The organism is Staphylococcus sp. GDY8P54P (assembly GCF_017892645.1).
Lineage (GTDB): Bacteria > Bacillota > Bacilli > Staphylococcales > Staphylococcaceae > Staphylococcus > Staphylococcus ureilyticus.
Map to the genome: position 1 here is coordinate 13,067 of NZ_JAESLN010000007.1, position 21,684 is coordinate 34,750.

15 protein-coding genes are annotated in these 21,684 nt (G+C 31.6%); 6 read left to right on the forward strand and 9 right to left on the reverse strand.

The annotated features are described in order from the left end of the window. Positions 1–6 precede the first annotated feature (6 nt). Positions 7–2,001, reverse strand: coding sequence for a hypothetical protein (locus KA883_RS02025; RefSeq protein WP_210139837.1), 1,995 nt, complete (start codon positions 1,999–2,001; stop codon positions 7–9). A gap of 585 nt (positions 2,002–2,586) precedes the next feature. Here KA883_RS02025 and KA883_RS02030 point away from each other — a divergent pair. Then, positions 2,587–3,198 carry an MFS transporter gene (locus tag KA883_RS02030; RefSeq protein WP_268989456.1) on the forward strand — a complete coding sequence of 204 codons (612 nt, stop codon included), beginning with the start codon at positions 2,587–2,589 and terminating at the stop codon, positions 3,196–3,198. Between the two features lie 534 nt (positions 3,199–3,732). Here the strand turns inward: KA883_RS02030 and KA883_RS02035 are convergent. The 5 genes from KA883_RS02035 to isaB form a co-directional block, all read right to left on the reverse strand. Then, a complete protein-coding gene (locus KA883_RS02035) occupies positions 3,733–5,541 on the reverse strand; it encodes a MucBP domain-containing protein (protein WP_210122406.1) in 1,809 nt (602 codons plus the stop codon). 47 nt (positions 5,542–5,588) lie between these two features. Then, complete coding sequence (locus tag KA883_RS02040) at positions 5,589–7,088, reverse strand: YSIRK-type signal peptide-containing protein (protein ID WP_046207208.1); 1,500 nt, start codon at positions 7,086–7,088, stop codon at positions 5,589–5,591. 613 nt (positions 7,089–7,701) lie between these two features. Then, positions 7,702–8,340: an NAD(P)-dependent oxidoreductase gene (locus tag KA883_RS02045; protein ID WP_046207207.1), complete on the reverse strand. Its 639-nt coding sequence runs from the start codon at positions 8,338–8,340 to the stop codon at positions 7,702–7,704. Positions 8,341–8,798: 458 nt separating this feature from the next. Beyond that, the gene (locus tag KA883_RS02050; RefSeq protein WP_046207206.1) at positions 8,799–9,227 is read right to left on the reverse strand and encodes an Rrf2 family transcriptional regulator; all 429 of its coding nucleotides are present in this window, start codon (positions 9,225–9,227) and stop codon (positions 8,799–8,801) included. 406 nt (positions 9,228–9,633) lie between these two features. After that, positions 9,634–10,230 (reverse strand): immunodominant staphylococcal antigen IsaB family protein, encoded by a 597-nt coding sequence (isaB, locus tag KA883_RS02055; protein ID WP_210122407.1) that lies wholly within the window; start codon positions 10,228–10,230, stop codon positions 9,634–9,636. A 554-nt stretch (positions 10,231–10,784) separates the two neighbouring features. Between isaB and KA883_RS02060 the strand changes: the two genes are divergently transcribed. Next, positions 10,785–11,717, forward strand: coding sequence for a ketopantoate reductase family protein (locus tag KA883_RS02060; protein WP_107365743.1), 933 nt, complete (start codon positions 10,785–10,787; stop codon positions 11,715–11,717). 370 nt (positions 11,718–12,087) lie between these two features. On the opposite strand, the gene KA883_RS02065 is transcribed toward KA883_RS02060, so the two are convergent. Both KA883_RS02065 and KA883_RS02070 read right to left on the reverse strand, forming a co-directional pair. After that, positions 12,088–14,040: a purple acid phosphatase family protein gene (locus KA883_RS02065; protein WP_046207203.1), complete on the reverse strand. Its 1,953-nt coding sequence runs from the start codon at positions 14,038–14,040 to the stop codon at positions 12,088–12,090. 255 nt (positions 14,041–14,295) lie between these two features. Beyond that, positions 14,296–14,511 carry a zinc ribbon domain-containing protein gene (locus KA883_RS02070; RefSeq protein WP_046207202.1) on the reverse strand — a complete coding sequence of 72 codons (216 nt, stop codon included), beginning with the start codon at positions 14,509–14,511 and terminating at the stop codon, positions 14,296–14,298. Between the two features lie 591 nt (positions 14,512–15,102). Here KA883_RS02070 and KA883_RS02075 point away from each other — a divergent pair. The 4 genes from KA883_RS02075 to KA883_RS02090 all read left to right on the forward strand — a co-directional run bounded on the left by KA883_RS02075 (position 15,103) and on the right by KA883_RS02090 (position 19,760). Continuing rightward, positions 15,103–16,209 carry an ATP-grasp domain-containing protein gene (locus tag KA883_RS02075; RefSeq protein WP_245337586.1) on the forward strand — a complete coding sequence of 369 codons (1,107 nt, stop codon included), beginning with the start codon at positions 15,103–15,105 and terminating at the stop codon, positions 16,207–16,209. A gap of 138 nt (positions 16,210–16,347) precedes the next feature. Further along, on the forward strand, positions 16,348–17,469 hold the full coding sequence (locus KA883_RS02080; protein WP_210139838.1) for an MFS transporter: 1,122 nt from the start codon (positions 16,348–16,350) through the stop codon (positions 17,467–17,469). After that, the gene (locus KA883_RS02085) at positions 17,450–18,745 is read left to right on the forward strand and encodes a tetratricopeptide repeat protein (RefSeq protein ID WP_046207199.1); all 1,296 of its coding nucleotides are present in this window, start codon (positions 17,450–17,452) and stop codon (positions 18,743–18,745) included. Before KA883_RS02080 ends, KA883_RS02085 begins: the two co-directional genes overlap by 20 nt. Next, positions 18,738–19,760 carry a class I SAM-dependent methyltransferase gene (locus KA883_RS02090; RefSeq protein WP_052722086.1) on the forward strand — a complete coding sequence of 341 codons (1,023 nt, stop codon included), beginning with the start codon at positions 18,738–18,740 and terminating at the stop codon, positions 19,758–19,760. Before KA883_RS02085 ends, KA883_RS02090 begins: the two co-directional genes overlap by 8 nt. Before the next feature lie 242 nt (positions 19,761–20,002). Here the strand turns inward: KA883_RS02090 and KA883_RS02095 are convergent, their stop codons facing one another. Further along, entirely contained in the window at positions 20,003–21,472 is a 1,470-nt protein-coding gene (locus KA883_RS02095; protein WP_210139839.1) for a DNA/RNA helicase domain-containing protein, read from the reverse strand. Positions 21,473–21,684 lie beyond the last annotated feature (212 nt).

Below are 21,684 nucleotides of genomic sequence, written 5' to 3' on the forward strand. Positions count from 1 at the left end.
GATAAACTATGATTTTTTCGACTGTTTACGTTTAGCAAACCATATCAGTCCGCCACCAACGATTAACAACACGATACCTACTGGAATCGTTGATTTTTTCATTACTGTACCAGCATCAGGTAACGAGAAATTACCCTCATCATCGAACAAACCACTCAAGAAACCGTCTGATTCACCTATAGATAAAGCACGTCCAGGTGATGGATTCGGTATGTCTCTCACACCATCTAATAAACCATCACCACTGAATAAGCCACTCAACAGACTTGGTTTTTGAAGTCGTTGTGTCTCTGCATCTAATAATGTCGATATCTTGTCACCTTTATTTAATGATCTTTTATCCAATGTATCAGCAATGCTTGGTGTATTTTTTAAAGGTTCAAAGATACCATGGATATCATCTCTAAAGTTACTTATATCTTTATCAATTTTTAATAAATCATTTAACTGTTGATCAAGACCTGATTTCATTAAATCAACAATATTATGCTTAGCATCTTCTTTTTTAGCAATAACATCAGCAAGTGCTTGTGCTTTCGCATCATTTAATTTGCTAGCCAACATCGTTTCCAAGGCTTGGCGTTTATCTTCAGATTGATCCAATAGCGTTTCTAAAATATCATCACTTGTTACATTGTCCCCAAAATTTTGTTTTAGTAACGCTACAATTTGTTCGTTATCAGGATTGTCTCGCATAATTTTTTCAGCAATACGAGATGCATCCACATCGTTCAAATGCGTTGACAATATCGTTTTAACCAACGCTTGCTTATCGCCTGTCTTATCAAACATCGCTTGTAAAATATCGTCACTTGAAGTTGTAGACAAACCGTCTAATTGACTGATTACCTGATTGGCAATTTGTTGATCTGTTTTACCATCTGTGTCTATACGTTCTAAGATAGATTGAGCATGTCTGTCATCAAAAGTACGATTAATGATATTTTTAACTGCTCGGTCTTTATTGTCTACAGATTTCAATTGATCCAGCACAATTTCATGTTGTTCATTTAAATTTTGTTCAACTTGCTTAATTTCTTTTGCCATTTTACTTTTATTCTCTTTAGATATTGAATCACGCTCTGAAAGCATTGATGTTAATGTTTGTAACTTTGCTTCTTTAGTTGCTACATAGTCATCTAAGTTGTCATTGTTTTTAGCTTGTTTTGTCGTTACTTTATCAATATCTTTTTCAAATTTTTCTAATGGTTGGGGAACATCATGATCTGAACGAGACGTTTTTTCAGGTGTGTTTTTTTCTGCCTGATTTTTTTCACCTTTACTGTTAGTGCTTTTCGCAACCTTATTTTGTTGTTCTTGTTTGTCTCCAGTATCTCTTAACGCTTCATTATCGTTTTTTAGTTTACCCCCATCAACTTCATTTGATAATGCATCAATTTTATCAAGCAATTGATCTAAGTTCTGTTGTGAATTTTCACTAGTTATGCGATCATGAGCGTTTTGCGTTTGATTATTTTCTTGCTCAGGTAAGTTACTTGAGTCTGTTTTCTTACTAGGAACAGTTTTTTCTTGATGATCAGTTACATGTTTTTGATTATCTGAAATATCTTTTTTGTCTTCATACGATTCATGATTATCTTCAGTAATATTGCTATCTTCTATTTGGGTGTTAGCAGATACGCTTTGTTGTTCACTGAGGCGATTGTCATCATTCTCAGCTTTTTCCAACATTACTTTGGCCTCTTCAATGCTTTTAGCCTTCTCCATTTTTTGAATCGCATCACGCTTTTCACTACGCTTTATATTTTTCAATTTCTTTATTTTTTCTTTAGCTTGTTGAATTTGCTTTTCTAACGCTTGTTCGCTAGTCAAATGTGTATCAGCTTTCACATCAGCACTTTCTTTCGCCATTACAGATGATGTTGGATTTATACCATATCCTATTAAAGTCATAGTCATAATCAGTGCGATACCAGACAATTTAAATTGATGATTCAAACTTTTTTTATGATTTAAATGATGAGTTTTTATCTGTTTCATTAAATTCACCTTTTCCTAGTTATTCACACCCATTATATCGGTTATATCACTTTATTCAAAGAACAATTTCAAATAACTACAATTTTATTAATTCAATATCAAACGGAACGCTATACCATTTGACGATGTAATTAATATCGTGCCAATGAAAATTGGTTGTTAAGCGTAAAATATGATGAACTTAACAATTAATCTGAATTAAACGAATATAAATCCAAATTGCTGTAAACAATTTTTATATCTAAATATTTATCATTTCAAAGTTACTAGGTTTCTTCATTATTAAATACAAAAGTTGTTGAGAAGTAATAGCTAATTCTCAACAACTAAAATTATAGTATATTCAAATACTCTCAAAATTTCTCTACATAAATTTTATGTTTGTATCTTCACACATATAAAAACTACATACTATATTATTTTATCAAGAATCCATTAACCGCGCGAAAGTTGCTTTATCAATAGAAGCACCTTGTTGTAGTTGTAAATCTAATCGTTCATCAAATTTCATTGTGTCACGTGAAACATTTTTTTATGTATTGCTTAACATCGTCGGTTCATTAATGTCAAATAAATTTTCATATAATATTTTTTAAATATCATCTCTCAGGCTATTTTTTACGTTTTTTATTTTTATGTACGAGTTTTAGTTTTTGGTATTATATGAGTATTTATCTTCAAAGTGTATTTCATTTATCACCGATAACTACAGGATCATTACTCATTTTCACAACCGGCTTTAATTTTATTACTGCGCTAAATATATATAAATTGTTAGAGCGCAAAACCAATATCTCACTCCTCATACAAGGTATCATTATTTCAATTATAGGTATGGTCACGTTAGCACTATGTATCTATTATCATTCTCAAATTATTTTATTTATCCCTTCTCTCATTTTAATCGGTATAGGTCAGGGATTTATATTCACCCCATTAACGAATTTAGGCATGCACAACGTATCAACAGACCAATCAGGCATTGCTTCTGGATTCGTTAACTTTTCACATCAGATAGGATCTTCTACAGGTGTAGTACTTGAGCTAGTTTTAGCAACTTTTATACTAAGCTATACAGGAGAAACACACGATAATTTGACATTTTATACAATAGTGATTGGTACTGTTATACAATTTTTAATGTTAGCGTATATTATCATTGTATTTAAAAAAAGTAAAAATAAATATGAATTTTAAATTTAGCTTTTGTATACCTTTGATAGCCTAAACTTAATAAACATGAAAAGGAACCAAAGTTAGAGCAACTTTTTTTATATTTAGATGTAAGTTGCTCATTTATCTTATATCAGTTTCCAAATTCACAGGTGACAGTAAGTAACTATTATTAGAAATGGAAAAGCGGAGAACAAGATGCTATAGATATGCTTGGTAACCAAGAAAGTGACTTAATCTCATTTGGAAAATCTCTACTAGCCCACCATATTTCGCCAAAAAAATGAAATACAAATAAGGATAGTATGAAAATCTTTAATTGCTTTATTCAGTATATTTTTGACTTAGCAAATCATAATTTTTTAAATAGATTGCAACAGAATATCTCTAAAAAGTTCCACTGTTTTGATTTACTATCAATGTTGTAACGAGGTTTTATCGTAGAATTATTATGATATACAAAGCAAAAAAGGATTAAGCAACCCATGATTGCTTAATCCTCAAAGATTATATTAGTGCGATTTAACAAAGTATTCGTAACACTTTAATCCAAAGACTTTAGTTTTTCTTTCTTCTAAACACAGTAAGGAGTATACCGCCAATTAACGCTAGTACACTCGCAAAAAATCCAGTATTATTCGTTTCTCCTGTTTTTGGCAATTGTTTCTTTTTAATTGTATTAGATGTTGCTGAAACATTTGATATATTTTCCGAACTTGATACATTTGATGTATTTAGTGTATCTGGCATACTTGGTGTATTCGGTGTACTTGGTGTGTTCGGCGTACTTGGCGTATCCGGTGTACTTGGCGTATTCGGTGTGTTTGGTGTATCCGGTGTGCTTGGTGTATTCGGCGTACTTGGCGTACTTGGCGTATTCGGTGTACCCGGTGTGCTTGGTGTATCTGGCATACTTGGTGTATCCGGCGTACTTGGTGTATTCGGTGTGCTTGGTGTACTTGGCGTATCCGGTGTACTTGGTGTGTTCGGCGTACTTGGCGTATCCGGCGTACTTGGTGTATTCGGTGTATCCGGCGTACTTGGCGTATTCGGTGTGCTTGGTGTGCTTGGTGTACTTGGTGTACCCGGTGTACTTGGTGTATCCGGTGTGCTTGGTGTACCCGGTGTACTTGGTGTATCCGGTGTGCTTGGTGTATCCGGCGTGCTTGGCGTATTCGGTGTGCTTGGTGTATTTGGCGTATTTGGCGTATTTGGCGTATTCGGTGTATCCGGTGTGCTTGGTGTGTTCGGCGTACTTGGCGTATTCGGTGTATCCGGTGTGCTTGGTGTGTTCGGCGTACTTGGTGTATTCGGTGTATCCGGTGTGCTTGGTGTACCCGGTGTACTTGGTGGTGTTGAGTCTTTCTCGTACGGCACTGGCGTATCCTTTGATGGGTCCTTTGGATCTGTTATAGATGGTGGAATGTATCCTTTTTCTGGATGGTCTGGATCTACTGGAACCAATGGATTACCACTTGGATCCTTCGGTGTATAACCTGGAATGTATGGTAATGGTGGATTATCTGACGGTTCTTCTGGCGTCTCATCATACAATACTGGTGGCCTATTTGTACCTGGTTTACTTGGGTCATACGCATCTCCTGGATTTTCTGGAATAAACGGAATATATCTGCCTAATACTTTATAGATGTATGTCACTGACGTTGTTCCTTCTACAACTTTTCCTTTTTCATGATCTCCTTCTTTTACTTTTGAGAATAAATATAATTTCCCATCTTTTCCAATGATTTTCGGTTTGTGATCCGTCGTATCATATAGTGTATCTATGTTTGAATCTGATGTATCCTCTATAGATTTTTTAATCGGATTTCCTGCTTCATCAACATAATTCACCACGACATTACCTTGTTTCAGTTCTTCGTAAACATAAGTAACCGTCTTCTTCCCTACCGCTATTTTACCTATCGGTGCATCCGATGTAGTTAAATGACCCTGGTCATCAACTTTACCTATCGTATAATTACCTGCTGAAACGAGTTTATAAGTTTTTCCATCTTTTTCAATTGTCACTGGACGATGGTCTACTACAGTATCATAATCTGTGCCTGCAAACCCACCTTTCACATCTTCAACAAGGCCTTTTAATTCATTGCCTTCCGTATCAACATAACTAACAACTACATCCCCTTTTTGGCTAATATAATAGTACTCAACAGTATCTGGATACTCAAAGTTATTCGAAATATCAAATGTTCTTCCATTATCATATCGGGAATTAGTCACTTCACCTTTTTTTAGTCTCACAACTGAGCTAGACGTTGCATCGCCCCCATCATAATCTGAAACAGATATTGCTACATTTGAAGGTAATCCATTTTTATGGAAACGGAATTTTTGAAATATCACTTTCCCCTCCAAACCGAGTTGTTGATATTTCCCTTCAGATGCGCCATCTACAATTTTTTCTCTAAATTCATAACCATTAGTATTTTTTCAAAATCATAATTTATATCTGGCAGATTATTCGATGCTATTCTTCCTCTATCTGCACTACTGCCATTCACTGGATCAAATGTATCCGGTGCTTTAGCATAAGTAAACCATACTTCACTTTCTACAGTGCTTTTATCGTCAAGAATTTTATCTTTACGATACATTGTGCCACGACTCGTTGTCGCTTTACTATATCGAACATTACCAATTATTTTAGAAGATTGTTTGTTAATTTTTCCATTTTGATTAAGTGGCGCTCTTGTACTATCAAATGCGTATCCAGCAATTTCTGGAGGTTCTGTTGTATAAGTACTCTTAGTCCATCCATATTGAGTGAATGGTGGTACAATTTCTCTACCTTGTTCATCATAGTAATATGTTGTCTGACCTTTCCAATGTGGTAACACAATTGAATAACTTACAACCTCACCCGTTACCAATTGTGCAGAATTTCCATAGATGGGAAGGAAATTTGATGGTTCATTTACATCGATTTTATTTAACCTGAATGAAAATCCATTCTTTTTTGCAACTATATTTAAAAAAGTCATTTCATCGAGCTGAATATCACTAGGTGTAATGGTCTTGATATCAATCTCTTTTACTAATGTGTTTTTATCTTTATTAAATACCGTAACGAAAAATTTTGTGGGTGCCCCTACATGATCAACATCCTCTTTTCTAACAGAAAAGACATATTGTCTGTCTCCACTTTCACCTCTTCTAGCTACTTCGAATGTATATTGTTTCGGATCAGCCGCTTTATGAATTTTATATGTCACCTTATTATTAGTTGGGAGTTCAGAGTTAACACTATAACCATCCGCAGGGGGTTGAGTTAAACTTTCATTCGCGCTTCTAAGCATGCTGTTTGAATCATATGCATCTGGAATGTCACGTTTTTTTATAGATTTAGGTGTTTCACTTGCTGTTACGTTCTCTGATTTTGAAGTATTTATTTTGTTTTCTAGTGTTGCTGATACTTCTTTTGCAGCATCTGCTTGGTTTTCTGTAGCTTCTGATGTTTCTTTTACAGCTGTGTTCTCAAATTTCGATGTATCTGTTTGATTTTCTGGTGTTGCCGCCACTTCTTTCGAGCATACATTTTCTGTTTTAGAAGCGTCTGTTTGATTTTCTGTAGCTTCTGATGTTTCTTTTACAACTGTACTCTCATATTTCGATGCATCTGCTTGATTCTCTGATGTCATCGCCACTTCTTTCGAGAGTACGTTTTCAGCTTTTGAAGCGTCTGTTGAGTTTTTTGATATTTCTGGTGCTACTTTTGAATCTATGGTTCCACTATCTACAGTCAAAGAAGGTTTTTCATCCAATTCAGCAGCAGACGCATCATTTGTTGTACCAACAAATAATATAGCGCCTATTAAAACACTAGCCGCACCAAAATGGTATTTTTTGATTGAAAAACGCTGTTTTTGTTCGTGTTGTTTGAAAATCTTCATTTTCTTTTCTCCTTCCTTATATAAAACTTACTTATATCTTAATATCACCTAACTCAATTGTCCACAATGAGTTTGTTTTATTTTTTAAAAAAATTCCAAAACTTATTATTTATTTAAAATAAAATTTATAAAACAGATTTTCATGGCGTGATATACCTAAATGAATTAATTTTAATGACTGCTCTACTTTCGAATAGTAATTAAATGTATAAAATCGCGGATTTAAAATTTCATGAATTCGTCAAAACTAGGAATGACTTTGTTGATTATTATCAATCCATTAATACTGGTAATTGTATATAAAAAGGTCCCTTCAAAGTTTACATTTTTAAGTGTCTACTTTGAAGGGAGCATATCATTATGGATTCGTTCTTTTTAAAATACATATTTATTTTTCGCTTTAAATTCTAATAAGTGCAGTAGTTTACTGAAATGAAAATGTACACTACTTATACATACGTATCAATTCATCTGAATTTTTTCATTATTATACTAGAGTAGGTGCAAGATATTTTTCAATAAATCTAATCACTGCCCATCTCTATTTTGTAAATTTTCTAAGATACTGAGTTTCTACCTCTGCCACAATAAAATTAAATTATCTACTATATACTTACGCTTCTTCTCCAACAACTGTAAAGCGTTCATTTATATGTTGTGGATTTTCAATTTCATCTAAAATGGCAATGGCAAAGTCAGCATAACTAATATAGCTATTACCATTTGAATTCACTAATAAATTATCTTTCCCTGATTGATAACCCCCTGTTCTGACACCTTCTGCATTAAAATCTGCAGATGGGCTAAGGAAGGTCCAAGTTATACCTTGTGTAGCTTCTAAATCTTGTAAATTTCTACCTTGACCTTTTGCAGTAGGTACAAATATTTCTGGGAATTCTGGCGTATCTATTAACTTAGTCGTTTGTGCTTTATCAACATATAAACTACCAGCACCGCCTACAATAATCGCTCTTGTATCTGTTCCTTTTAATGCTTCAATTAATGCGCGCCCAGCAGTTACATGTGCTTCTTCCTCACCAAGTGGTGCACCAAAAGCATTCACAACTACATCTAAATCTTTTAAGTCTTCCGCTGTAATGTCGTATATTTCTTTTTCTAGTACATTTATATTACTATTAGATAATTTTGAAGCATTTCTAACGATGGCTGTGACGTCATGTCCTCTTTCTATTGCTTCTTCTAATACCAAATTTCCAACTTTTCCAGTTGCTCCAATAATTCCAATTCTCATAATAAATTCCTCCAATTTTCAATTAATATAATACGTTTAAAATAACTACTAATAGCGATAAAATGCTAATAATAAAAGGGTAAACTGCTTTCATTGTTACAATGACAATTTCTGACAAAATGCTATGTTTGACAAGTCACTAACAGATCTAATTGTGCTAACAGTTACGGTTTTGGTCTTAACTCAAACGTTTGCCCTTCTATAGATACATCTACGCCAGTTTCATAGATACATCTACGCCAGTTTCTTAAATTACTTTTTTATGTTGATCTTTACCTATAAAACAAAATAGACACACACAGAATAAATACTTATTTTCAGTGAACAACCAGCCCTCCTTTCAATTTAATAAGGTTTGTGATAATCGTTTAGGTTGCTTTAAAATAATTTATTAAATGCTTTACAATTACGGTTGTAATTGTAATAGTTACAGTTACAAGTCGGTCATACGGATAGATTTATCCGTTATTTACGAGTATTTTATTGACGATACTGTCTAATGTGACACCTTTTAATACCGCTTCCATTGCGTCTTGCGCACTTTCTAAAATAACTTCCAACACACTTTGAATATTGGCACCAACTGTACAATTGATATTCGTATCTTCATGTATTTGGAATAAATGTCCTTTTTCAACCACTTCCACAGCTTTATAGACGTCAAATAATGTAATTTCATCCAAAGGTTTCAAAAGCTTAGCACCTGAATTGCCTCGAGATACATCAATAAAACCAGCTTCTTTAAGTCTTCCCATCAATCTTCGAATAACCACAGGGTTCGTATTCACACTATCTGCGATTTGAGTCGATGTTAAAGTATATTCTCGTTCAATCTTAATTAAAGCTAATATATGAACAGCTACCGTAAAACGACTGCTTATTTTCATATCAACCACCTCGTGTAACCATTATAGTTACACCTATTGTTAATGTCAATGTAATCGTATTATTCAATTTTGGTAACTGTTAGAAAGGTGGCATCTTTTTATATTAAATTATATTTATGAAGAAACTGGATAAACAGTGCTAAGTTTATTGAAATAGCCAAAAAAACTTAAATATTATATTAGCAATGCTTAACACGCATTTTCTAAAAAACTGTAAAAGCAGAAGAGAATCAGGTTTAAATCTGATTTTCTCCTGCTCTTGAGGGGTTGAAATATCAGGCTTCCATACGCTTTGTGTTAACTACACGCGCATGATATATAGCCAACTTCATATTTTCTGGATTTTTATCAATAATCAATGCGTTCTATAGCTGACAACAATGATTTTGTAAAATGCGACATTGAATTATTGCCCAATAATTATTTTAGTTAAATAACCATCTTCATCAAAGAATCCCTTATATGAACCACCATTATTTGTATAAAACGGAATCATTGTCTCATCTTTTAATTCTGAAGCATCATCGTCTTTATCCATGTTAGATTCATGTGCTTTTATAAATTCTGATTTAGTTACAGATTTGGGTTTCGTTTTAAAGCTCATTTGGATAACTTCGTCTTTATCGTTAAAATCTATCGTTGTATCGTAAATTGTTTTACTATAAGCATGATCTTTATACGCTTTAGGATCTACTTTATATCCATTGATAGTTGCATTGTCATATTTCATAGCTCTAACGAAATTATAATCTAACGTAAATGTTGGGTCGTATGTCGTATAGCCTTCATACTTATACCATGGTGTTTGTGATTGTAATTTTGAAACGTTTTGACTATTCATACTTTCTCCACCACTTGAACCACCTTCACCACTACCCCATTTTTTAACTTGTTCCGCTGCTTGTACGTCATTAGTTATCGTCGAAAAATACGTTGCTGAGGATCCTACTACAAGTGTTGATACAACGGCCGTCGTCGATAATAATTTAGTTACTTTACGCATAATCAATCACTCCTTTAGTATTGAATACCGCTTGGCTTTAGTTATTTAAACTTCATTCAAGTGGAACAATCCCTAAATTAGTAACGATTTCTCAAATTCCCATCAAATGATTGTAATTGACAACCACGCTCATACTTCTATTTACGATGTTTGAACCAAATAATAATGAAAAGTCGCTATATCATGACAATCATTTAACAGTCGTTTGAAGTTATCACTCCTACGATTTGGCATACGTTAAATGCATAGTGTAATTATTCACTTTCATCATACATCATATTTTTTTAAATGCAAGTATATATAGGATTTTGATTGAAGATGGTTAACAATGAAAATCCACTGTTTGGGGGTTTTTATCTTCTCTTAATTTTCACGTAATCATTCATATATTTAAATTTTAAAAGTTATTAACGATTCAATTACCTCTTTACAACCCTCACATAAATATTCAAAAATTATAAATTGCACAATATTGTTGTCGATATATGTAAATGATATAGTTAAATTGTATTTTAATATTTTTCAAACTGAAAATAACGAAGGAGCGTGTTTCGATGTATAGGATAGGCATAGCAGGAGCTGGCGCAATGGGTGGACGAATTGGTGTGTCCATAAAAGAAGCTGGCTATGATGTTACACTTATTGATAATTGGGAAGCACACGTCAAACGTATTAATACAGATGGTATGGACATTAAAACAGAAACGGATAACTATTCAGTCAACATCCCAGCAGTTTTAACCAAAGATGTTTCAACTGAGTTTGACCTTATCATTATCTTGACTAAGGCTATGCACTCGGAAGCAATGTTACAGCAATTACAAGAAGCTGGTTGCATCCATCAAAATACAGCTATAATGAGTATGATGAATGGTTTAGGTCATGAAGAACGATTATCACAAATCGTCCCTTTATCTCAAATTTATCTAGCAGTAACGATGTGGACTGCAGGTCTACGTGGACCAGGACAACTATTATTAGAGGGTGAAGGATCTATATATTTACAAAGCGCAGATGGTGAGACCGATGACCATACGCATGCTATACTTCAAATTCTTAATGATGCAAATTTGAATGCTCAAATTAGTAATAATGTATTCGAAGCAATATGGTCTAAAGCTACATTAAATAGTGTTTTAAATCCTTTATGTACGATATTAAACAAAACGATTTATGAATTTGGTAATCATCCGGATTCAGCTGAAATGGTTATGCCTATCATTGAAGAAATTGTCGCAGTTGCCAAAGCAAAAGGTATTCATTTAGATAGTCATGCACTATTAAAAAAAGTTGAAGCAGCTTATCCAAAAGAAGCTCAAGGCCTTCATTATCCATCAATGCATCAAGATTATACAAACGGACGTTTAACAGAAATAGATTACCTTAATGGGCAAATAGCTGCTTATGGAAAAACATACAACATACCTACGCCTATTAATGCTATGCTCACCCATCTTGTACATCAATTAGAGTCAAAATTACAATAACTACCAAAGGCAAATTTAATTATTATTATGCTATCGACGAAGTGTTTATCAACACTTCGTCTTTATTTTGAGTTAAATACTGAAGCAGATGTGGATTTAAATAAAAATAGAGTTGCAGGACTACTATATTATTAGGTTCTGCAACTCTGACTATTCTTCATTCATGTGGTTGTTAAATATCGTATTTCTCTAAAATTGCGATGTAGGTAAAAATGAATACTTGCGATATATCACACAGTAAAGTTCAACATAAAAATTTCAATACACACTTAATATACACGGTAGCGTATAGTGACGGCACACAACCTTATGACTTACCTCTCTATATTTTGATAAAATTACCACTTTTCATATATTACTGAAAGCGAGTTTAATTATCATCTTTATTAATGCGGACACGATCAATCGGTTCACCAAGTTTTTCATTACCTTGTGGTACATGGTATGTTAATACTTCAATATAATCCTTCGTGATGTTCACTTTCGTATAAGCAGGTTGGTTATCCTGTATTGATTTAACTGCATAATCTTTTTTTCCATCTAATTCATAGAATTTGCTACCACTAGCAGAGTTTAATGTTACATAAATTGTACCGTTTGGGTTCGAGTATGTTTGTGGTGCCGCTCCATTTTCATCCCATTTTACTTGAGCATCTTTACCATTCATAACATGTGAACGACTATAAGAATGGTCATGTCCACCTAATACTAAATCAACATTGTACTTTTTCATCAACGGCGCAAATTTATCACGTCTGATTTTTGTTGCTAACTTATCAGAATGTTTGCCTGCTGAATATGGATTTCTGTGAGTGAGTGCGACAATCCACTTGGGATTTTGATCTTTAGTATCTGCAATCGCACGTTTCATCGTTTCTTCGTGCCCTTTATAATCCAAACTCTCAGAGTTTAAACTGACAAAAAGTGTATCATTATGTGTAAAATAAAAATCAGAACTCGCCAGGTTTTTACCACCATTTTGCAAATTAGGAAGATTAAAATGTTCAGAATAAGCTTTATTGGCACGATCATGATTACCTAAAGTAGGTACAACTGTGAAATTTTCCATCCCTTTGGCTTCTATAAAACCACTATATGCCTTTTCATCCCAAGGCAAATTGACTTGATCTCCCAAGCTCATTAAAAAATCTGGATTTTTATTTAACTGTGCCATTTGATTCACAGTATTTTGCCATCCTGCATTATCCGCCTCTAAATCTCCCGAAGCACCTAGTTGTGGATCAGCGACAGCGATAAAATTCGTTTCTCCATTATTATTCGTATCAAAACGACGTATCGGGGATTTTTCTCCATTTACACCGTTAAAAAAGCGATACATGTATGTTGTATTTTCTTCTAAGTGAGGTAGCGTTGCATGAGTATAATTCATTTTTGGTATATCTTTATTTAGCAAGCGTTTTGTGTTGCTACCCTTATGTGTTTCTCCTTCAAGACGTCTTGCATTAGAAAAATCACCCTGCTCGTTTGCTTTTGCAATTTCCACATAACCTTGCTCGTCTGATTCATGGTACCAAGTTAAATTCTTTTCTGTGTCATCTTTACCAATCGTCATAATCGCATAACGATGCTCATTAGATTGTGTTTGCTGTGTAGTTGCTTTTTTATTATCTGATTCCTGATTAGTAAGCTCATTGTTATTTTGTTGAGGCGATTGGTTTTGCTGATTTGTATTCTTTGTTGTAGCCGTTTCATCTGATGTTAACGCTTTGTTCGATTTATGATTATTATCTTCTGTTGTTCCTTTATCTAATTGTTCCTCTTTGTACTGTTGCTCTGAAGTAGCACAATCATTTTTATCCACTTCATTATCCCATTGTTGATTATTTCCTGGGTTATACTGATTGGACGTTGATTGATTTGGTAACTTTGGTTGTTCTTTCGCTGCTGTATATGATTCTTTTTGTTGTTGATTATCAGATGGTTGTATTTGTTTATTACTTTCATCTTGTTGCTTATATGTAATTTGTGTATTTTGGTCTACTTCCTCATCGGCATTTTTAGATAAAGTTAAATTATCTTCACTTAAATTTTGATTATTATTTGCTTTTGACTGTGCCTTTGTATCATTTGCTGCATCTTCCTGATCATTACCCTCAATGTTAGCTACTTTATTAGCAAGTGATTCTGTTTCTAACGCTTTATCTGAAGTTTGTGTGATTGTATCATCGTTTTGATTCGTTTCATTGATTGCTTCTGTTTTTTTCTGTTGATCCTCTACTTCCGATGCACTAGCATCTTGTGTCCCTACAAAAATTCCTGCCGCAGACATCGTAAATATGATGCTCGAGGTGCTTTTTTTCATAAAATAACGCCACTCCTATCTATTTTTTAAGTTACCAATTCATATTGATTACCACGAACGTAACAAAATAGTATTAAGTTCAAATTAAATAGAAGTAAATGTTAAATTAAAAAAGTGAACCAGAAATCTAATTAAAAAGATTTCATAGTCCACCTCATAAAGCTAACTAGTTATAAAATAAGATAAAATTTCACCTGCATTTATACAGTTATCGTAAAACAGTATTTTATGCACCGTGCTAATTATTTATAATTTCTATCCTCCAAAGAACAAATCGACAATATCTGTTGTTCTATTTTTATCTACTTTATAAAATTCTGTATACCCACAATTTTTACATGTTATTGTTGTAAAATTATTATGTTGCAAATCAAATATTTTAGAAAAACCTGAACCTGTCGCTGAAAGTGTTCCTTCTTCAATTTCTGTATGTCCACACTTAACACAACCTTTATGTGTTTCTGCTGCCATTATTTTCCACCCCTTTGTCATAAGCGTTATTATGTACATATCACTGATATGGTCACTTTAAACTTGATGGGATGTTATAGGGATTGTGGCATTTTTTAGGGGTGAATATAGATCGAATTATTAAAAATTCATTTCTCATATGACAAATTTTTGCTTATCGGTTAGCTATGCGGTTTTTATATTTATGATTCATATTTAAAAATTTATAATATGAGTTATCTTATTTTAATTAGCTTTCAGATCATTTACAATTTCATTTTCATCTTAATTGCAAGAATCCCAATTATTACATTATGCGCTTCAATAACTCCCATCATTCTACCTCGTCTTTTTATTCCTTGATTACCACTTAAGATAGATAAATCATGTTGCACATTGTAACTTTAAAAAATAATTTCAAAATAAACCTGCAAAGATTAAGTATATATTCTTAAGTCATTTATATGTTTAAAACTAACCTCTTCTAAAGAAATATCTATAAACAAACTCGATAAAAACAAAACGCACAATCCATTTTCATATCATTTTAAACTACAAAATTATATGGTATTATTTTTATATAATAAATGTTTTATGAATGAGGAGGCTCATATGAAAGAATATCTATTGTTATTAGGTGCTGATCAGTTTCTTAGAGAAAGATCTTATGCAGGTGGCAAAGCAATTGGAGATTTTCAGGTTTGGACAGCTATTAAAAATGCAAAATATCAGTATAATGCTTATTGGGATTTTTGTATTAATGCTAATCCTTTAAACTATGAAGAAATAAAAAATGAAATAGCTTACTATAAAACGCAAGGTTACAAACCTAAATCTATTATTCCTTTAAATGATTGGACACTAAAAGTCGCTAACAAACTAAATCAAGACTACGGTTTGCCTTACCTTGAAGAACAAGTCATAAACGCTTGTAGAAATAAAAGTATAATGAAGTCAATATTTGAAAAGTTTAATATCCCCACACCAAAGTCTATGTATTTTAATAGTGTATTACAATTAGAACAGCTAATGGATGAATTTAATTTTCCAGTAATTATAAAGCCGGTTGATTTCGGAGGTAGTGGCGGTGTTTATTTAGCCAATAATAAACAAGCATGTATGGATGCCTATACTAAATCGAAACAAACGATGGAGATCTATGCAGATGATTTCCAAGTTTCTAAAAGTGGATTTCTGATTGAAGCATTTATTGATAGTGATGACGAAGTTTCAGTTGAAGTACTGTGTGGTCATAATTTCTATGAAGTCATTACTGTTACAGAAAAATATTTATCATCTAGACCATGGTTTACTGAAATGGGTCATTTAGTTCCCAGTTTCAGATATAAAGATAAAAATATTAAAGACCTTGCAATACAAGCTTGTAGATCTTTAGGAATTTCACGTGGAGTTGCTCATGTTGAAATAAAAATTAAAGACAACAACCTCTATGTCATAGAAGCTGCAGCTAGACCTGGTGGTGATGCTATTATGGATTTGGTCGAATCTTCTTATGGCATTAACCCCTACTGCCTTCATATATCTATGTATATTAACAATGACGTAAAACCTACATATCCATTTACTCCCCAAAAAACTTCTGCCATAGCATTTATGAAAGCTCAAAAAGGTAAAATCATGCATATTCATTATCCAGATGTATCAAAAGATCCTGAAATCAAAAAAATTAATATACTTAAAAAGTTGGAGATATCGTAACTACCCCTGAAAATTGGAGTAATCGTGAAGGACTCATTCAATTGAACTGGCCTGAGTTACCAACTTCAAAAACATATAAACATATTCACAAAGCCAATGAATTAGCAAATAAAATTTTTGACTGTAGTGATGTTCATAATGACTAAATATTTAACCATTACTGCACTATATCGATTTATCTGTGGAGGTTTAATCCTCATTATAAATTGGGAACTCGCAAATCCTGAATCTACGAGTGATTTAGCGCTGGCTACAATCCTTTCATTTGTTCCAGCAATATTCACTCCATTTCTAATAAGGTTATTCTTTAAAAATTATTCAGGTGCTGGCCTGACAAAATTGTCTTTTTTAGTACTATTTTATATAGTCATTATCATAACAGTATGTTACCGAAACGCTTTGCAATTAATTATTCTAAATTTTACCTTATGGATTATATTTTTCCTTTTAGAAACAAGTTTAGAATTTTGGTTTTCACAATTAGTTGAAAAGAAAAGCGAAGTATTTATTAACAAATATAGTTCCCTTTCAATGACTATCAATCAAGTTGCTTTAATGGTAGGCCCTTTGTTTGTTTCAGTGATTGTTAAATTTATTACACTTCGTTGGATATTTATATTGTATGCCTTAATCTATCTACTTCTTTACTTTTCCATTAGGAAACAAAATGAGGATAATCAGCTAACTTCTAAAGATAATGAAGTTCATACTAAAGAATCTGTAAAATTTACACATTACTTTATAAGTATGCTTATGTGGCCAATATTAGGAACTATCAATTTTATGTTACCTACTTTTACAGCTTTTAAGAGTGGTGAAGTTCATGAAGTCGCACTATTGGACTGTGCTTTAGGGTTAGGAATGGCTTTAATTGGAATAATACTCAGCAAATTACGATCTAATAATTGGTTGAATGTATTTTTTATACTAAGTATTGCTATCACTGTTATGTGGTATTTGACTGAAGGAACGCTGGTAATGAAATTACTATTAATGCTATTGTTCGGTTTCACTTTTGGCAGCGCAAGAATTGTTTTCAGAAAAATCATTGTTACAGCATACGCTAGTCATACTGTAAAACATATTTATTCCCTGGGAAATGCTTTGGGGCTACCAGTTCTTGCATTCTGTATTTATCTTGGTATATTCAATTTAAACTTTGTTTGGTTACCATCATTTATTTTGTTAATTATATTAATGCTTTTATTGAAAATTGAACATCACGAAAGGAACACTACAATTGAAAAATCATTTAATTAAAAGGAAAGATATTTATAACAATGTATATTACTCGCAACAAGAAATTAATATCGAAAAATTATATGATCATCTTTATGGAATGATTGAACCAATTCAATATGTAAATATTAATACTCAAGATATATTTCTATTACAATTACAAACAATTGAATATTTAAGTAGCATGGAAAAAAGAAAGCATAATAAAGCATTAGAGAATTTAAAAATTCTAAACATCAATTCAATAGATAATACTGATACCGTACTTTTAAATAATGCTTTAGAAAAACAAGCCACTTGTAAATACACTGATGCTCACCAAAAATATAGAGAATTACTTAATCATAACCCAAAAAACCGACTTGCTTTCTTTGCCCTTCATATGATGGAATTTAATCTTGGTTGGCAAAAAAGTATGCTTGAAACATCACAAATTGTAGTCAATGCTTTTACAAATACAAACCATTCTTTTTATGGATATAGCAAAGGTATTGAATCATTTGCTTTAATTGAAAATGGAATGTTTGAAGAAGCAAAAAATGCAGCCGATATTGCACTTAGTATAAATCCTAAAGATGTATATTCAATACATGCTATGTGTCATTATTTTTATGAAACAGGTAAATATCAAGAAGGCATATTGTGGATGAAAAAAATGAAACCATATTGGGAATGTAATAAAGGTATGAGAATTCATGTTTGGTGGCATTTAGCAGTATTTCATTTATTCAACTTGGATTTCAAAGAAGTTAAACAGATTATGACGAATGAAATCATACGCAAAAACATTGAGAATGGGTTTGAAGATTTAGACGTCACTGCCCTACTTTGGAGATTACATTTATTGGATGAAAATAATATTATTCCTTATAAGTCATTAAACAATTGGGACGATTACTTAAATAATAGTCACTTTATTTTCAATGATTTACATGCTTTAATAGCCTATATATTAAAAGATGAAAAAGAAAAAATTGAATCACTTATTCAACAAATAAGAGAAAGACAATATAATACAATTAATTACGAACAATATAACTTATTAAGTGGCTTTTACGATTTTGCTAGACAAAATTATTCTGAAGCTTCTAAAAAATTGTTTCCGTTATTAAATAATACAAATTTTGGCGGTAGTAACGCTCAAAGAGATATTATTCCAATAACACTCTATTTTTCATTATTAAAATCTAACAATTTAAATGAAACTCGGAAATTATTAAACACCTGCAGAGCATTTAAACATACTTCTAAATTAAAAGAAAAACTATTGTTTGAGTTAGAAGGTGATGATGATTAACACTCTACAATTTATAGAAAATAATGATTTGCGCACTTTCAAAATAACTAGTGATAAAGAGAATAATCTAACTGTTGAAAGTGGTCGTTTAGCCATAATAGAATGTTCTAATAAAAATAAAGTAGCAAAACCATTTCTTATCGGTGTCGGAGAAAAGTTTGAAATACACAAAAATAAAAAGTACTTTATAAATTTATTAGTGTCTAACACACGTATTTCACTTTCAAATCACTATAATCTAGCCATAGAAGATGATGAAAATACTCAAAAACTATTTGCTGATATCGATGACTACTATTTTGGTTACGAAGAAAGATATAAAAAAATTTATAGCATTGGTGCTGATTTATGGGAAACAGGAAAACCAAATGAGTCATTATTAATGGTTTTCCGAAAATATCCAAATATATTTAAAGGGAAAGTTATAGATTTAGGGTGTGGAGAAGGAAGAGATACCATTTTTTTACACAAACAAAATATTGATATACAGGGTATCGACATTTCTCACAGTGCAATTGAAAAAGCAAAAGATAAAATTGGAAACTTTAATGACGAAAAATCTATATTCAGCACTGGAAATGTACTTTATTTAAATAAATATGAAGATGAAACTTTCGACTTAGCTATGAATATGGGCTGCTTACACATGATTAATAAAAATTCAGACAGATTATGTCATCTACAAAATGTTGCAAGAGTCTTAAAAAAGGATGGTTACTTCTTAGTTGATCATTGTAAATCAGAGTGGGGCAAAGGATTCCATACAATAGAGGATTACGATCAAGTTAAAGAAAAATTAAAGAACTTTCATAAAGAAAATTATATAGATAGAATGGTACGAATAAATGGAGAAAAAATAAAAATACCATTAAAAGTTATTCCTTATTTAGAAAAGTCAAAGACTGATCTAATAAAAGAAATCACATACTTTGGATTCGAAGTAGTAGAAACTTTTGACACTGACACAGAATCCTTTGGCAACTCTACATTAGCCCTGTTTAGAAAAACCATTTAGTAGTGCTTAGTATTAGGAAAAGACTGTAAAAATATTCATTTTCAACCTTTTTACAGTCTTTAAAAATATATTATCGAACAATAGTATTTATTCAATGTCTTACTAGGTTTATATGAAAAATCGTTATAATTAACTAAATTAAATTTCAAATTGGCAAATTACTATCAAAGTTTAAAATAATGTAAATATTGAGGTAGTATTGTAATTTCCTCTAATATTTTTCAAATTTAGTTTTTAGCAATTTATCCACTATAATCTTTAGTTACTATCGTCATAAGATTTTTGTATAGTTCCCTATTTTCAATAACTATTAACTTAAGTTTAGATCGGGTTCTCGTCATATTTTGAAACACCATTTGAATAGGATTATAATAATATCTAGGTCCAAAATAACTTAATGTTTTATCCTTAATTGCAAAACTCTTATCTAATATAATAGCCACATTATCAAATTCTTGACCAATAACCCTGTGTGAATTTATTTCTGGTTTAAGCGAAGAATAGTTATCAAATGATGCTGTATTGTATTTAGAAGATGTTAGTGGTAAATATGTCCAAGAAATTTCCTCAAGATAATTTATATATTCTCTAAGGTTAGAATTTGCACCTAAAAAATCAATTTCAATATTTTTATACTCTGCTTTATTCTTTTTATCATTATCAAATACTTCTTTTATAAAATAAGCTATTTCTTTATTTGATCTAATTTTTTCTGTTAGCGTCTCGTGTTTAACATTTTCTAGTACTTGTTTAATTGACTCGATATTATTATAATCTCTCTCTGTATCCCTCAAATATTGTTTAGGATCTAAAGAGAATATTAATCTAGTACCATTTTCTTTTGATTTATTGATAATATCATTAAGTTGAGAAGGATAAAGTCGCTGTGCTTCATCCAATAATATAACATCTAAACTACCAATTTCGTCTAATGCACTACTATCAATGTTTTTAATACTACAAATATTCCATCCTTCTTGTTGCTTTAATTTTTCATGACCTCTATTGAGATAACCACAATGTATTACCATTATTTTTTTCTCATCCTGAATAAATCTTTTAGCTAAATTATAAAGCACTAACGATTTACCAGTGCCTGCTTTGCCTTCAATAATAAAGTGACTCTTAGAATTTTTTATACTTTTAACGATATTTTGTTGATGTTGAGTAAGTATGTATTTATTATCAAGAAATTTTTCTGTGTCATTAAAAGGAGATATTAAATAATTTGATGGTTGAAAAACTTCATCTAAATGAATAAAGTTTGGCGTTCTATATTTTGACATAGTGTCAACGACTTCTTTAGTATTTATTATAATATTCTGATTATTTTTGCTATTATATTTATAAAATACATTTTTTTCACTCACATATGTAATTATATCAACATTCTTTGAAATATATTTTAAATAAAAATAATTTTTTGACTGCTGTTTTAAAATTGCTTTTTCATTTGCTTTACTTTTGAGTTCAATATTTAACACACCTTCTTTGGTATGTTTTAACAGATCAAACTCTGGATTAATTTGTTTTATTTTATAATTCAAATAAAATGAATCGAAATATGATACACTCTTGTCATATTTATGTAATTCTTCTACTAATTTGATAATACAATCTTTTTCAACATCTTTCATGGGTTCTAAATTATATTGTTTCTTTAATAAGTGTATTGCTGCATCATCATTACAAATATTTGATAATGTTTTCAAATTAATAGTTTCCATAATAAAAACTCCCCTTATTTCAAAATTTTCATATATAATCATTCTTTATGTCTAACGATATACTTTTCGAATGAAAAGTATTATCCCCCCTTTAACATACTTAAAAATATATTACTTTATAATTTTCTAAATTAATAACTAACATAGATTTAAACTTACTTCGCAATGAAATTGTTAATGATAGAACCATACAAGAA

Excerpts from the sequence above, each read along its gene's own strand:
- KA883_RS02025 (WP_210139837.1), bottom strand. The coding sequence starts at position 2,001 with ATGAAACAGATAAAAACTCATCATTTAAATCATAAAAAAAGTTTGAAT.
- KA883_RS02040 (WP_046207208.1), bottom strand. The coding sequence starts at position 7,088 with ATGAAGATTTTCAAACAACACGAACAAAAACAGCGTTTTTCAATCAAA.
- KA883_RS02045 (WP_046207207.1), bottom strand. The coding sequence starts at position 8,340 with ATGAGAATTGGAATTATTGGAGCAACTGGAAAAGTTGGAAATTTGGTA.
- KA883_RS02050 (WP_046207206.1), bottom strand. The coding sequence starts at position 9,227 with ATGAAAATAAGCAGTCGTTTTACGGTAGCTGTTCATATATTAGCTTTA.
- isaB (WP_210122407.1), bottom strand. The coding sequence starts at position 10,230 with ATGCGTAAAGTAACTAAATTATTATCGACGACGGCCGTTGTATCAACA.
- KA883_RS02060 (WP_107365743.1), top strand. The coding sequence starts at position 10,785 with ATGTATAGGATAGGCATAGCAGGAGCTGGCGCAATGGGTGGACGAATT.
- KA883_RS02065 (WP_046207203.1), bottom strand. The coding sequence starts at position 14,040 with ATGAAAAAAAGCACCTCGAGCATCATATTTACGATGTCTGCGGCAGGA.
- KA883_RS02070 (WP_046207202.1), bottom strand. The coding sequence starts at position 14,511 with ATGGCAGCAGAAACACATAAAGGTTGTGTTAAGTGTGGACATACAGAA.
- KA883_RS02075 (WP_245337586.1), top strand. The coding sequence starts at position 15,103 with ATGAAAGAATATCTATTGTTATTAGGTGCTGATCAGTTTCTTAGAGAA.
- KA883_RS02080 (WP_210139838.1), top strand. The coding sequence starts at position 16,348 with ATGACTAAATATTTAACCATTACTGCACTATATCGATTTATCTGTGGA.
- KA883_RS02090 (WP_052722086.1), top strand. The coding sequence starts at position 18,738 with ATGATTAACACTCTACAATTTATAGAAAATAATGATTTGCGCACTTTC.